The sequence below is a fragment of the Polaribacter sp. Asnod1-A03 genome (assembly GCF_045063585.1).
GTDB lineage: Bacteria > Bacteroidota > Bacteroidia > Flavobacteriales > Flavobacteriaceae > Polaribacter.
In genome coordinates, this window is sequence record NZ_JBEFOE010000009.1 from 2,083,254 (window position 1) to 2,098,618 (window position 15,365).

General features: G+C 28.7%; 12 protein-coding genes. 6 read left to right on the forward strand and 6 right to left on the reverse strand.

Annotation, left to right across the window (positions count from 1 at the left end):
- Position 1 precedes the first annotated feature (1 nt).
- The 3 genes from ACJJVY_RS09670 to ACJJVY_RS09680 are packed head-to-tail and all read left to right on the forward strand — an operon-like array spanning position 2 to position 2,099.
- Complete coding sequence (locus ACJJVY_RS09670; protein WP_405607490.1) at positions 2-751, forward strand: polyphosphate polymerase domain-containing protein; 750 nt, start codon at positions 2-4, stop codon at positions 749-751.
- 1 nt (position 752) lies between these two features.
- Positions 753-1,355 (forward strand): DUF4956 domain-containing protein, encoded by a 603-nt coding sequence (locus ACJJVY_RS09675; protein WP_405607493.1) that lies wholly within the window; start codon positions 753-755, stop codon positions 1,353-1,355.
- A 45-nt stretch (positions 1,356-1,400) separates the two neighbouring features.
- Positions 1,401-2,099 (forward strand): DUF2490 domain-containing protein, encoded by a 699-nt coding sequence (locus tag ACJJVY_RS09680; protein WP_405607496.1) that lies wholly within the window; start codon positions 1,401-1,403, stop codon positions 2,097-2,099.
- Between the two features lie 117 nt (positions 2,100-2,216).
- Here the strand turns inward: ACJJVY_RS09680 and murB are convergent, their stop codons facing one another.
- The gene (murB, locus tag ACJJVY_RS09685) at positions 2,217-3,227 is read right to left on the reverse strand and encodes a UDP-N-acetylmuramate dehydrogenase (protein WP_405607499.1); all 1,011 of its coding nucleotides are present in this window, start codon (positions 3,225-3,227) and stop codon (positions 2,217-2,219) included.
- Positions 3,228-4,418, reverse strand: coding sequence for a pyridoxal phosphate-dependent aminotransferase (locus tag ACJJVY_RS09690; RefSeq protein ID WP_405607502.1), 1,191 nt, complete (start codon positions 4,416-4,418; stop codon positions 3,228-3,230). It abuts the gene before it with no gap.
- A 283-nt stretch (positions 4,419-4,701) separates the two neighbouring features.
- Here ACJJVY_RS09690 and ACJJVY_RS09695 point away from each other — a divergent pair, with 283 nt between their 5' ends.
- Complete coding sequence (locus tag ACJJVY_RS09695) at positions 4,702-5,904, forward strand: aspartyl protease family protein (RefSeq protein WP_405607505.1); 1,203 nt, start codon at positions 4,702-4,704, stop codon at positions 5,902-5,904.
- Position 5,905: 1 nt separating this feature from the next.
- Here ACJJVY_RS09695 and ACJJVY_RS09700 read toward each other — a convergent pair whose 3' ends face one another.
- Complete coding sequence (locus tag ACJJVY_RS09700; RefSeq protein ID WP_405607508.1) at positions 5,906-6,316, reverse strand: DUF1573 domain-containing protein; 411 nt, start codon at positions 6,314-6,316, stop codon at positions 5,906-5,908.
- A gap of 123 nt (positions 6,317-6,439) precedes the next feature.
- On the opposite strand from ACJJVY_RS09700, the gene ACJJVY_RS09705 reads away from it, so the two are divergent.
- Both ACJJVY_RS09705 and ACJJVY_RS09710 read left to right on the forward strand, forming a co-directional pair.
- Positions 6,440-9,076, forward strand: a complete 2,637-nt coding sequence (locus tag ACJJVY_RS09705) for a valine--tRNA ligase (protein WP_405607511.1) — start codon at positions 6,440-6,442, stop codon at positions 9,074-9,076.
- Between the two features lie 146 nt (positions 9,077-9,222).
- Entirely contained in the window at positions 9,223-10,089 is an 867-nt protein-coding gene (locus tag ACJJVY_RS09710; RefSeq protein ID WP_405607514.1) for a flagellar motor protein MotB, read from the forward strand.
- Positions 10,090-10,141: 52 nt separating this feature from the next.
- Here ACJJVY_RS09710 and ACJJVY_RS09715 read toward each other — a convergent pair whose 3' ends face one another.
- The 3 genes from ACJJVY_RS09715 to tsaD form a co-directional block, all read right to left on the reverse strand.
- Complete coding sequence (locus ACJJVY_RS09715) at positions 10,142-11,131, reverse strand: aldo/keto reductase (protein ID WP_405607517.1); 990 nt, start codon at positions 11,129-11,131, stop codon at positions 10,142-10,144.
- Positions 11,131-14,043 carry an FAD-binding and (Fe-S)-binding domain-containing protein gene (locus ACJJVY_RS09720; protein ID WP_405607520.1) on the reverse strand — a complete coding sequence of 971 codons (2,913 nt, stop codon included), beginning with the start codon at positions 14,041-14,043 and terminating at the stop codon, positions 11,131-11,133. Before ACJJVY_RS09720 ends, ACJJVY_RS09715 begins: the two co-directional genes overlap by 1 nt.
- Before the next feature lie 194 nt (positions 14,044-14,237).
- On the reverse strand, positions 14,238-15,263 hold the full coding sequence (gene tsaD, locus ACJJVY_RS09725; protein WP_405607523.1) for a tRNA (adenosine(37)-N6)-threonylcarbamoyltransferase complex transferase subunit TsaD: 1,026 nt from the start codon (positions 15,261-15,263) through the stop codon (positions 14,238-14,240).
- Between the last annotated feature and the right edge of the window lie 102 nt (positions 15,264-15,365).

Consider the following 15,365-nt stretch of genomic DNA (forward strand, 5'->3'; position numbering starts at 1 on the left):
TATGTTAAAAGATGTTGGAGAAGTAATTAAGAATTTTACACCTATTTCTTTAAAAGAAATGAATAGTGTTGCTTTAATGAAAAGAACAGATACAAAGTTTGTTGTAAATAAAAGTCAATTAATGTCAATACTAGAAGGTCTTAAAAATGATTATAAAGTACTTGAAATTAATAAAGATAGAATAATGAGTTATTCGTCTTTATATTTTGATACAGAGTCTAATAAGTTTTATAATGATCACCATAACGGAAAAAATAATAGAACAAAAATTAGGCAAAGAAAATATGTGGAATCAGATTTGTGCTTTTTAGAAATCAAACAAAAAAATGGAAAAGGAGAAACCAATAAAACAAGAATTCCTGTAAAAGATTTCGAATTGAATCTTACCCAAGCATCTAAAGAATTTATCTCGAATACAACTCAACAAGATTATAATTTAGAACCAAGTTTATGGAATGGTTTTAACAGAATAACCTTGGTAAACATTAAAAACAAAGAAAGAGTTACGTTAGATCTAAATTTAAAATATAAGATAAATAAGGTTGAAAAAAACTTCGAAAATTTAGTAGTTATAGAGGTAAAACAAGAGCGTTTTAATAGAAGGTCCCAAATAGTAAAAGCATTAAAATCTATTAAACAAAACCCTTATAGTATTAGTAAATATTGTATTGGTATGATTAGTCTTTATAACGATTTAAAGTATAATGTTTTCAAGAAAAAATTAATAAGAATAAATAACATAATAGCTTAATATGGAGTTTTTAGATATACCAATTTTTGATGATGATTTTTTTAAAATGATGTTTAGGTTTACCTTAAACTTTATATTCTTAACAATAATTATCCGATTTATTTATTACCCAGATTCCAAAAGAAAAGATTACGTTTTTACGTATTATTTAATTAGCATTATTGTCTTTTTTTTATGTTTTACACTAAAAAAGTACGAAATGGATATTGGTATGGCGCTAGGTCTTTTTGCCATTTTTGGTATTATTAGATATCGTACAAATCCTGTAGATATTAAAGAAATGACATATTTGTTTGTGGTTATAGGAGTATCTATCATCAACTCTCTAGCAAACAAAAAAATGAGTTATGCAGAAATTTTATCAGCAAATATTATCATTATTTCTGTTTTGTTACTCATAGAAAAATATTGGGCTTTAAAACAAGTGGTTTCTAAAACTATAATTTATGAAAATATAGAAAATATTAAACCAGAAAAATATGAGGTTTTAAAGGCAGATCTAGAAGAAAGAACGGGTTTAGAAATTAATAAAGTAAAAATTGGTGATGTAGATTTCTTAAGAGACATTGCCACATTAACCATATTCTATTACAAAAATAAGTAACATTTTAAATTAATAAATAACACAAGTAAGGAGACTATGTCAAAAATGAATAAAAAAATATTTTTAAAATTGATGCTAATAAATATTGCATTATTTTCTAATTTAAATTACGGACAAAATGGTGATACAGATTGGGAATCTTGGGGTACGATTGGGGTGGAATACAACCTTAAAAAATGGGAATTTAATTTAGAGCAACAATATAGATTAAAAGAAAATTTTTCTGAAACAGATAGTTATTTTACTCAATTTGGTGTGGAGTATGAAATGTTTAAAAATTTTAAATTAGGTGCAGCAGCTAGGTTTATTAGTTTTAATGATAATGTAGGTGCAATACAAGGTTACGAAGACCATTTTAGATTTCAATTTGACGGATCATATAAGCATAAAATAAAAAATCTGGAGTTAGGTTATAGGTTGCGTTATCAAAATAAAAATGAATTAGGAATTTCTACTGATGATGGAGATAACCCTAAACACACTTTTCGTTTTAAAACTTCTTTAGAATATGATTTTAAAAATTGGAAATTAGACCCTAAAGTTTCTGCAGAGATATTTAATCGTTATGAAGAAGATGGAGATGTAAATACTTACAATAAATATAGGTTTACTATAGGTACAGATTATAAAGTTAAAAAAATAGGAAAATTTGGACTTTTCTACCGATATGAAAAAGAGATGAATGTAGATTTACCTGAGGTAACAAACATTATTGGCTTAAAATATATTTACACAATAAAATAATAATTTATGCGCAAATTTATTTATTCTTTAGCATCTAAATAGAAGAAATGTTTTAAGGTAAAATAGAATTTTTTGGTTTGGTAAGTAGAAAGCTTTATGAGAAATCATAAAGCTTTTTTATTTAATAATATTTACTTCAATTTCTAAGTCAATTTTAAATTGATTAAAAACAGTTTGTTTAATTTTTTGAGCAAGCTGATAAATTTCTTCACCAGAAGCATTGCCAAAATTCACTAAAACCAAAGCTTGTTTTTCATGAACACCACAAGATCCAAAACGCTTTCCTTTAAAACCTGCTTTTTCTATTAACCAACCAGCAGGTACTTTAACTTGATCATCAGAAATTTTGTAACTTGGTGTAGTTGGGTATTTTTTTTGTAACTCTAAAAAATGAGTTGTAGCAATAACAGGGTTTTTAAAAAAACTACCACTATTACCTATTTTTTTAGGGTCTGGTAATTTAGATTCCCTAATAGCAATTACAGCATTAGAAATATCTTTTAATGTAAGTTTTGTAATGTTTTTAGAAGCTAATTCAGTTTCAATTGCTCCGTAAGAAGAGTTTATATTATGATCTTTTTTTGTCAATTGAAAACAAACAGAAGTAATAATGTATTTTCCCTTTACCTCATTTTTAAAAATGGAGTTTCTATATCCAAAATTACATTCTTCATTAGAAAATAGTACTAATTTTCCGGTTGCTATTTCAATAGCTTCAACCTTTGTTATTGTATCTTTAACTTCTACACCGTAAGCACCAATGTTTTGTATCGGACAAGTGCCAACATTACCTGGAATTAAAGATAAGTTCTCGATTCCTCCATAATTATTATCAACAGACCATAACACAAAATCGTGCCAATTTTCGCCAGCATTTACAGTTATATAAGCACTGTTTTCATTTTCTAGGTCAATAGAAATTCCTTTAATATCAATATGTACCACTAATTTATCAATATCTTTTGTAAGCAGCATGTTGCTTCCTCCAGAAATAATAAAAAGGTCTTTTTCTATTTTTAAAAGTTGTTGTAATTGATAAACAGAATCAACAGAAATAAAACGTTTGGCATTTACAGAAATACCAAACGTGTTATAATTTTTTAAAGATATGTTTTCTAAAATGTTCAATTACTTATTGTATTCTGTTAATGCTTTACCTAAAATTTCTACAGATTTAATTAAATCTTGTTTATTTAAAACGTAAGCCATTCTTATTTGGTTTTTCCCTTCTCCAGGAGTCGAATAAAATCCGCTTGCGGGTGCAACCATTACAGTTTCTCCGTTATAGTTAAATTCTTCTAATAACCATTGTGCAAAATGATCAGAATCTTTTACAGGTAATTCTGCAACACAGTAAAAAGCACCTCTTGGGTTGGCTACTTTTACGCCTTCAATTTTGTTTAACTCTGTAATTAGAGTATTTCTTCTTTCTACATATTCTGCCTTAACATCATCAAAATAACTTTGTGGCGTATCTAAGGCAGCTTCACTAGCAATTAATGCATATGTTGGCGGACTTAAACGTGCTTGTGCAAATTTAATAGCAGTTTTTATAAATGCATCATTTTTAGAAACAATACAACCAATTCTTGCACCACACATACTGTAACGTTTAGAAACAGAATCGATTACAATAGCATTTTCTTCTAAACCATCTACAGACATTACAGAAGTATGTTGTAAACCATCGTAAGTAAATTCTCTATAAACTTCATCAGCAATTAAAAATAAATCGTGTTTTAAAACGATCTCTTTCAATTTCTGAATTTCTTCTGGAGAATATAAATATCCTGTTGGATTACCAGGGTTACAAATTAAAATAGCTTTTGTGTTTTTAGTGATTAACTTCTCAAAATCTTCTATTTTTGGCAATGCAAAATTATCTTCAATTTTAGAAATTACCGGTACAACAGTTACTCCAGAAGCTGTTGAAAATCCGTTATAATTTGCATAAAAAGGTTCTGGAATTATAATCTCATCACCCGGATCTGTAATACTACCAATGGTAAAAAGTAAGGCTTCAGAACCACCAGTTGTTGCAATAATATTATTTGCTGTAGCATTAATATTATGTTTTACATAATACTTTGCTAATTTAGTTCTGTATTCTTCAGAACCTTCAGAACGAGCATAAGAAAGGGTTTCTATATTGTTATTTTTAACAGCATCTAAAGCAACTTGAGGAGTTTTAATATCTGGCTGCCCAATATTTAAATGAAAAACTTTTGTTCCTCTTTTTTTTGCATCTTCAGCAAATGGAACCAATTTTCTAATTGGTGATTGTGGCATTTTAATTCCTTTTTGTGATATAGAAGGCATATTAATTTTTTTTAATTAGTATATGCGAATTTCCGAAATATATTTTGTTTATACCATTTTAAGAAAGAAACTTTAAAAAAGTTAATTTTTTTTTGATAGGTATTTTATAAAATTCTTATTTGTATATTGTGATATCATCAAATCATCTATCGACTTGTTAAGAAAAAATTTAATAATTTTATTTTTTTTGTTTATTTCTTTAAAATTAAATTCTCAAAAAAGTTTTTTTTTAAATGAAGTAAATAAACAACAAGTTAAGTTTAAATTAATAAATAACTTGATTGTGATTCCGGTAGAAGTAAACGGGAAGAAGCTTTCGTTTATTTTAGATACTGGGGTAAATAAAACAATTCTATTTAACTTGTCACAAAATGATAGTATAAATTTATTAAATACGACTAAAGTTAGCCTACGTGGATTAGGAGTTGGAGAATCTGTAAGTGCTCTGGTGTCAGAAAAAAACACATTTAAATTAGGTAGTTTAGAAAGTAAAAATGAAGTTATTTATGTTATTTTAAAAGATTATTTTGATTTATCTAGCAAAATGGGAACCACAATTCATGGTATTATTGGTTATGATTTATTGAAAAATCTTATTGCAGAAGTAAATTATAAATCAAAAAAAATTATTTTTTATAACCCTAAAAAATATAGATACAAAAGATGTAAAAAGTGTGAAACTGTTCCTTTTGTATTTTATAGAAAAAAACCATTTATTAATGCTAAGGTTAGCTTAGATACAATAGGAGAAAAATTAGTTGATGTAAAACTGCTTGTAGATTCTGGAGGAAGTGATGCTATATGGCTTTTCGAAAATTCTAAAGAAGAAATTAAAACTCCTAAACGTTTTTTTAATGATATTTTAGGGGAAGGAATAAGTGGAGTGATTTTTGGAAATAGAAGTCGGATAAGTAAATTTAAACTAGGTAGGTTTGAAATAACAAATCCTACAGCATCCTTTTTAGATTCATCATCAACCCATAATGCTAGAAAATTTAAGGTGAGAAATGGTAGTATTGGCGGTGGGATTCTGAAGAAATTTAAAGTTTGGATTGATTATCCAAATAAGAAATTTACTTTTAAAAAGAATGGTTCTTTTAAAAATGGTTTTAATTATAATATGAGTGGCTTAGATGTAGTGTATAATGGTAAAGAATTAGTAGAAGAACAAAAGATTACTAAGCTTACTGATCCTTATGGTCAAAATTTATATAACAAGAGCTCTGTTTTATTTGTAACAAGTTATTCTTTTATATTTAAACATACCTACAAAATTAAGTATGTTTTAGAAAACTCACCAGCACATTATGCCGGTTTGTTAAAAGAAGATATTATTGTAAAAATAAATGGCACATTAGCAAGTGAATTAACAATAGGAGATATTAATGAAAGATTCCAAGAAAAGGATAAAAAGAAAATTAAAATTACTATTAGGCGTAATGGAGTACTAATGAAATTTGAATTTAGATTAGAAAAAAAGATCTAGTTTATCTCTTTGTATCAGATAGTAAACTTTTTTCTTTTTCTAAAGAAAGTTCTTTTGTAACCAATCCTTTAATTTTAATTACTTTTCTTGCATTTTTAGCATTAGAAAAAATGGTAATCGATTTAGAAAAACCACCCAATCGTTTAGTATCATAAGAAACTTTAATTTCTCCTTTTTTACCAGGCATAATAGGTGCTTCTGGTTTTTTAGGAACTGTACAACCACAAGAAGATTGTATTCTAGAAATAATTAAAGGTTGATCTCCAATATTTGTAAAAACAAAAACTTTATCTCCATCAGAGCCTTTAGTTACTTTACCATAATCTATTGTTTCTTTTTCAAATTTAAATTCTTGTGCATTTATTGAAAATGAAATAAATAATACCACTAATAATGTTCCGAAAGTTTTCATAATTAAATATTTATACTGTAAAATTAAGATTAATATTTTGTACTAAAAAATCAACCACTAATTTTTTCTACAAAATAGTTAATTGTATTTTTGCCAACTATATTTCAAAAACTATTCCAAAGTATGACAATTCCATCTAAATATGATGCAAGCCAAGTAGAAGGTAAATGGTATGACTACTGGATGAAAAATAATTATTTTCATTCTACACCAGACGAGAGAGAGCCTTATACAATTGTAATTCCTCCACCAAACGTAACAGGAGTCTTACATATGGGGCATATGTTGAACAATACCATACAAGATGTATTAATTAGACGTGCACGTTTATTAGGTAAAAATGCTTGTTGGGTTCCTGGTACAGACCACGCATCTATTGCTACTGAAGCAAAAGTTGTTGCAAAGTTAAAAGAACAAGGAATTAGTAAAAGCGATTTAACACGTGAAGAATTTTTACAACATGCTTTTGATTGGAAAGATGAATACGGAGGAATTATTCTTGAACAATTAAAGAAGTTAGGTGCTTCTTGTGATTGGGAAAGAACTGCTTTTACAATGGATCCAGAAATGTCTGAATCTGTAATTAAAGTTTTTGTTGATTTATACAACAAAGGTTTAATTTACCGTGGATATAGAATGGTAAACTGGGATCCAGAAGCTAAAACGACACTTTCTGATGAAGAAGTAATTCATGAAGAGAGACAAGGAAACTTGTACTATTTAGAATATAAAATTGAAGGTTCTGATGATACTTTAACAATTGCAACAACAAGACCAGAAACTATTTTTGGAGATACAGCAATTTGTATCAACCCAAATGATGAGCGTTTTACTCATTTAAAAGGTAAGAAAGCAATTGTGCCACTTTGTGGAAGAGTGATTCCGATTATAGAAGATGAATATGTAGATTTAGAATTTGGTACAGGTTGTTTAAAAGTTACACCTGCACATGATGAAAACGATAAAAATTTAGGTGATAAGCATAAATTAGAAGTTATTGATATTTTTAATGATGATGCTTCTTTAAATTCCTTTGGATTACATTATCAAGGAAAAGACAGATTTGTAGTTCGTAAAGAAATTGCTAAAGAATTAGAAGAAAAAGGAATTTTAGTAAAAACTGAAGTTCATACAAATAAAGTTGGTACATCAGAAAGAACAAAAGCCGTTATCGAACCTAGGTTATCAGATCAATGGTTTTTAAAAATGAAAGATTTAGCACAACCTGCTATTGATGCCGTTTTAGGTGAAGATGCTGAAATTAACTTATATCCAAAGAAATTCGAAAATACGTACCGTCATTGGATGGAAAATGTGCGTGATTGGAATATCTCTCGTCAACTTTGGTGGGGGCAACAAATTCCTGCGTTTTTCTACGGAGACGGAAAAGAAGATTTTGTTGTTGCAGAAAATATTGATGATGCTTTAGTTTTAGCTAAAGAAAAAACTGGAAATACTTCGTTGTCGGCGTCTGACTTAAAACAAGATGAAGATGCTTTAGATACTTGGTTTTCTTCTTGGTTGTGGCCAATGTCTGTTTTTGATGGAATTAGAAATCCAGAGAACGAAGAAATTAAATATTATTATCCAACAAACGATTTAGTTACAGGACCAGATATTTTATTTTTCTGGGTAGCAAGAATGATTGTTGCTGGTTATGAATATAAAGACGAGAAACCTTTCCAGAATGTGTATTTAACAGGATTAGTTAGAGATAAGCAAAGACGTAAAATGTCTAAATCTTTAGGAAACTCGCCAGATGCATTAAAATTAATTGACGATTATGGAGCAGACGGAGTAAGAGTAGGACTTTTATTAAGTTCTGCAGCTGGTAACGATTTAATGTTTGATGAAGATTTATGTCAGCAAGGAAAAGGGTTTGCAAATAAAATATGGAATGCTTTCCGTTTGATAAAAGGTTGGGAAGTTGATGCAAGCTTACCACAACCAGAAACGGCTAAAATTGGATTGACTTGGTATGAAGCTAAGTTTCAAAAAACGTTAGCAGAAATAGAAGATCATTTTTCTAAATATCGTTTGTCTGATGCTTTAATGGCAATTTACAAGTTAATTAATGATGATTTTTCTTCATGGTTATTAGAAATTGTAAAACCTGCTTATCAACAACCGATAGACAAAACAACGTTTGATGCTATTATAGAAGTTTTAGAAAATAACTTAAAATTATTGCATCCATTTATGCCGTTTTTAACAGAAGAAATTTGGCAATATATTGCAGATAGAACAACTGAAGAGGCTTTAGTAATTGCTAAATATCCTACAATAACAGACTTTGATACACAAATTATTACAGATTTTGAATTTGCAACTGATGTAGTTTCAGGAATAAGAACTATCAGAAAAGACAAAAACATCTCTTTTAAAGATGCAGTAGAATTATTTGTAATAGATAATGACAAAAGTTCTAAAGAATTTGATGCTGTTATTCAAAAACTAACAAATACAGAAGCTGTAAATTATGTTTCAGAGAAAGTAGAAGGTGCTTCTTTTAGAGTAAAATCGAATGAATACTTTGTGCCAATTTCTATAGAAAATATAGATGTAGAAGCAGAAATTAAGAAGTTGGAAACAGAATTAAAAAGAGCAGAAGGTTTCTTATTTGGTATTAATAAAAAACTATCTAATGAGCGTTTTGTAAATAATGCTCCAGAAAAAGTATTGGCGTTAGAACGTAAAAAAGAAGCAGATACGATTGCTAAAATAGAAACGATTAAGAGTAGTTTAAGTTCGCTCAAGTAGAAATAATTATTTAGAAAAACCATAATACAATTGTTATTATGGTTTTTTTAACATTAATAGTTAAAAAGTGCTAATTCTAATAGGGAGGTACAATAAATCGGCTTATTTTTAGTTTTGCTTAGAACTATAAAATCAAAAAAAATATAATGAAAAAATTAATTATTCCAGTTGTAGCAATTTCCTTGCTAGCAACGTCATGTGTGTCAAAAAAGAAATATGTTGCTTTAGAAACAGAATTAACAGATACTAAAGGTACGCTTCAAAAGACAACGGTAGAAAAAGAAGCATTAGAAGATAAGTTTGCAACAATAGAAAAAAGGGTCGCAACTTATAATGAAAAAATTAACTCTTTAAAAAGTGATAATTCAACATTACAAGATGCAAATGATGTTAAATTAGACATGGTTGGTAAAACAGCTGTTATATCTAATAAGACGAGAGAAAGAATGAGAGAAACTTTATCAAAAGTTGATCCTGCTGATTTAGCGAATGCAAAAACTTTAAAAGATTCTTTAAATTTAGCAATTTCTTATAATTTAAAAAATAAGATTAGTACTGCAGATTTAACCGATTCTGATGATTTAAATATTGATATCGATCAAACAGTTGTTATGATTTCTGTTTCTGATAAATTATTATTTAATAATGCAAGTTACAGAGTAAAACAAGGTGCTTATGATTTAATCGAAAAATTAGCGGCAGTTATAAAATCTGAACCAAGTATGGATGTTATGATTGAAGGTCATACAGATTCAAGAACAATTAGTAATGATAAAGTGCAAGATAATTGGGATTTAAGTGTAAAAAGAGCAACTTCTATTGTTAGACTTTTAGAAAGTAAATATAAAATTGAAGGAAGTAGATTAATTGCAGCAGGTAGAGGTTCTACTATGCCGGTTGTAGAAAATACAACAAGTGCAAACAGAGCAAAAAATAGAAGAACAAGAATTGTAATTTTACCTAATTTAGATAAATTCTTTGCACTATTAGCAGATGATCAATTAGCGGATTAAGGTTAGTTGTTAAAATAATAAATAAAAAAGGGAAGCAAAATGCTTCCCTTTTTTATTTTAAAATAGTATTTATTTTTTTTAACTCTTCACCAGAAAAAGAAGTGTTTTTTGTAGCTTTTAGACTGTCTAAAATTTGCTCTGTTTTGCTTGCTCCAATAAGAACAGAAGTAATTCTCTCATCTTTTAAAATCCAGGAAATTGCCATTTGAGCCAAATTTTGATTTCTATTTTCAGCAACTTCGTTCAGTGCTTTTATTTTAGGTAGCATTTCTAAAACTTGGTCAGTTTTTAAGTAACGACCATCTTTTACAGCTCTAGAATCTTTTGGTAATCCATTAATATATTTATCGGTTAACATACCTTGTGCTAAAGGAGAAAAACAAATTGCACCTACTTGGCTTTTTTCTAATAAATCTAATAATCCATCTTCTATCCAACGATCAAATAAACTATATCTTGGTTGATGAATTAAACAAGGTGTTCCTAATTCTTTTAAAATTTTAAAAGCTGCTTCTGCTCTTTCTGGCTTGTAATTAGATAATCCTACATACAAAGCTTTTCCTTGTCTTACAATTAAATCTAAAGCACCCATTGTTTCTTCTAAAGGCGTGTCATTGTCAGGTCTATGGTGATAAAAAATATCAATATAATCTAAATTCATTCTTTTTAGACTTTGATCTAAACTAGAAATTAAATATTTTTTAGAACCGAAATTTCCATAAGGACCAGGCCACATATCATAACCAGCTTTAGAGGAAATAATAATTTCATCTCTATATTTTTTAAAATCTTTTTTTAAGATTTTACCAAATGTTTTTTCTGCAGAACCGTAAGGAGGACCATAATTATTAGCTAAATCAAAATGTGTAATTCCATTATCAAAAGCACATTTTAATAAATCTCTAGCATTCTCAAAATCGTCATTTTTTCCAAAATTATGCCATAAACCTAAAGAGATTTCTGGTAAAAGCAATCCGCTATTTCCAGTTCTTCTGTAGTTTATTTTATCATATCTTTCTATATCTGCTTTGTATGTTGCCATTAGATTAATGCTTCTTTTAAAATAGTTATCGGGTGTTTTGCAATACGTTTTGTTCCATCAAAAATTTGATGTCTACAACTTGTTCCTGCAGCAGCAATTTCAGTATCTGCACTACAATTCCTAACTTTAGGGAACAAAGTATCTTCACCAACTTGCATAGAAACTTTATAATGTTCTTTTTCGTAACCAAAAGAACCTGCCATTCCGCAACAACCAGTATTCATAATAGTTACCGTATAGTTTTTAGGAATATTCAACATTTGAAAACTTGCATTTGTACCTGTTAATGCTTTTTGATGGCAATGTCCGTGAATTTTTAAAGTTTTAGCAGAGGTTGTAAATAAAGAGGTGTCAATGTTTTCTTTTTGGATTTCATTTGATATAAACTCTTCAAAAGTAAAACTGTTTTTCGCAATTTTTTCTGCGGATGATTTATCATCAGCTAAACGAATATATTCATCTCTAAAACCTAAAATTGCAGAAGGTTCTATTCCTATTAATGGAGTTTCATCTGTAATAATATCTTTAAAAATAGCGATGTTATTATTGCAAATTTCTTTTGCTTCTCTTAAAAAACCTTTAGAAATATGACTTCTTCCGCTTTCATCATGTTTTATTGTTTTTACAACATAACCTAGTTTTTCTAGTAAAATAACAGCGTCCTTACCAATTTCTGAATCATAATAATTTGTGAATTCATCATTAAATAGATACACATATTTTTTTGATTTTTCAACTGTGTTAGAAGTAATATTATGTTTTTTTAACCAACTATCTAAAGTTTGATTTGCTAATTTAGGAACGGAGCGTTCTACAGCAACACCCAATACTTTTTTAGCCACAATAGAATTAGTGAAAAAATTAGTAATTGTAGGAAAAATACTTCCTAATTTATTGTATTTTGCATTGTTAGCAAACATTTTATTTCTAAAAGAATAGCCATTTGTTTCTTGATATTGATATAAAAATTCTGCTTTTAAACTAGCGATATCTACATTACTTGGGCATTCCGTAGCACAAGCTTTACAACTTAAACAAAGATCTAAAACTTCTTTTAATTCTTTAGAATCAAATTTATTAGCAGCTGTATTATTGGTTAAAACATCTCTTAAAGTATTGGCTCTTGCTCTTGTGGTATCTTTTTCATCTTTTGTAGCTCTGTAACTCGGGCATAATGTTCCGCCAGCTTCTACAGGTTTTCTACAATCTCCAGATCCGTTACATTTTTCTGCAAGTTTTAAAATTCCTTCACTTTCAGAGAAATCTTGTAATGTCTTTATTTGAGGCTCTTTTCTATCAACTTCATAACGCAAATTTTTATCCATCGGAAAAGCATCTGTAATTTTTCCTTGGTTAAAAACATTATTAGGGTCGAAAGCTTTTTTAATTCTTCTTAATAATTGATAATTTTTATCACCAATCATCAACGGAATAAACTCTGCACGTACAATTCCGTCTCCATGTTCTCCAGAAAAAGAACCTTTATATTTTTTAACCAATTCTGCGGTTTCTGTTGTTATTTTTCTAAACAACACAACGTCTTCCGATTTTTTTAAGTTTAAAATAGGTCGTAAGTGTAATTCTCCAGCGCCAGCATGTGCGTAATACACTGCATTTTGCTTGTATTTATCCATTATTTTGGTAAACTCCTCAATATAATTTGGTAAATCCTCTAAAGCAACCGCAGTATCTTCTATACAAGCAACTGCTTTTTTATCACCAATAATATTTGCCAAAGCTCCCAAACCAGCTTTACGTAAATAATGCACTTTTGCAATATCTGCTCCGTACACTTTTGGGTGATGATAACCGAAGTTGTTTATGGTTAAATCGGCAATTAATTTGTCTGCTAAAAGCTCCGTTTCTTCAATAGTATTTGCAGATACTTCTAACATTAAAACAGCACCAGGATCGCCTTGTAAAAAGAATCGATTTTCGGCTAGTTTTCTATTGTCTTTTGTACAATCTAAGATTGTTTTATCCATCAATTCACAATTATATAAATTGTGATTCATGGCAACTAGTGTTGCTTTTAAACTTTCGTTAATGGTTTTAAAATGAGTACAAACCATTATACTTTGTTTTGGTGCAACTTTATCTAATTGTAAAGTTATAGAAGTAGAAAAAGCTAGTGTTCCCTCACTACCAGCTAATAATTTTGCAACATTTATAGTTGGTTTTGTTCCTCCAAATAAATCAGATGATAAAAATTCATCTACAGCATAACCTGTACACCTTCTATGAATACTTGGTTTAGGGAATTCATTTTTAATTTCTTCTTGATTTTCAACTAAAGAAAGTTCATCAAAAATAGCTTTATATATTTTACCTTCTTGCGTATTCTCTTTTGTTTTTTTGATAAAATCTGCTGATGAAATTTCGTTAAAAGTCGCTGTGCTTCCATCACTTAAAATAGCATCTATAGATAGAACTTTATCACGTGTTGCTCCATATTTTATTGAAGTACTTCCAGAAGAGTTGTTACCAACCATTCCGCCCATCATACAACGGTTAGATGTTGAGGTGTTGGGGCCGAAAAATAACCCGAAAGGTTTTAAATATACATTTAAAGAATCTCTAACAATACCAGGTTGTAAGGTTACTGTTTTTGCTTTTTCATCAAAAGAAATAATCTTTGTAAAATGTTTAGAAACATCAACTACAATTCCGTCTCCAACACATTGTCCCGCCAAAGAAGTTCCGGCAGTTCTTGGTATTAAAGTGATGTTGCTTTTGGTAGCAAAATCAATTAAAGTAATAATATCTTTTTCATCCTTTGGAAAAGCTACTGCTAAAGGAATTTTACGATAAACAGATGCATCTGTAGCGTATAAGTTTTTATGTAAATTATCAAAAAGAACATCACCAGAAAGTGAGTTGTGTAGGCTTGTTAAAAGAGTATTATCAATCATTATTTACTAGAAAAAAGTAAGAATATATATATACAAATATCCGAATAAAATAGTTGTTTAGTTATAGAATAAGAATGTGTTTCTATAATTTTATGGATATGCTAAATAAATTATAGAATTACTGCAATAAAATTATTTTTTTAATTTATTAATGTTTTTCAATAATTATAATTTAATAAAAACATTATCAGTTTTTATTCTGTAACTTTTAAACGTGCTTTTGCAGTAACAGAAACATCAGAATAATCGTTGTTTAGATATTTTAAATATCCAGAAATGGCAATCATTGCAGCATTATCGGTTGTAAATTCAAATTTAGGCACGTAAGTTGTCCATCCAAAATGTTTTTCTGCTAATTGTAATTTGTTTCTAATTTCAGAATTTGCAGAAACACCACCCGCAATCGCTATGTGCTTAATGCCTGTTTTTTTAACTGCATTTTTTAATTTTTCCATCAAAATTTCTACAATTGTATATTGTATAGAAGCACAAATATCATCTAAATTCTCTTCAATAAAATTAGGGTTTATTTTTACTTGTTTTTGGATGAAGTATAAAATTCCTGTTTTTAATCCACTAAAACTAAAATCTAAATCACCCACTTTTGGTTTTGTAAATTTAAAAGCTTTTGGGTTTCCTAATTTTGCATGTTTGTCAATTAAAGGCCCTCCAGGATAAGGTAATCCAAGAATTTTAGCAGATTTATCAAAAGCTTCACCAACAGCATCATCAATTGTTTCTCCTAAAATTTCCATTTCAAAATGGTTTTTGACCTTAACAATCTGTGTATGTCCACCGCTAATGGTTAAGCAGATAAAAGGAAAAGGAGGTGTTTTGCTGTCTGTATCATCAATAAAATGAGCCAAAATATGCGCTTGCATATGGTTGACGTCAATTAAAGGGATTTGCAAGCCTAAAGCCAAAGATTTAGCAAAAGAAGTACCTACTAATAAAGAACCCATTAAACCAGGTCCGCGAGTAAAAGCAATAGCAGATAAATCTTTTTTAGAAATATTAGCTTGTTCAATAGCTTGTTGCACTACAGGTACTATATTTTGTTGATGAGCTCTAGACGCTAACTCTGGTACAACACCACCATATTTAGAGTGTATTTCTTGGTTAGCAACAACATTACTTAAAATTTTAGCGTTACAAATTACAGAAGCACTTGTATCATCACAAGAAGATTCTATACCTAAAATATAAACAGGTTTTTCCATCAAAAAATTAAATTTAGAACAAAATTAAGGATAATTTTATGGTGTCTAACTCTTTTTGAGAATAGATATTTAATTGTTTGTTAAAATTGAACGTTCTTTGTA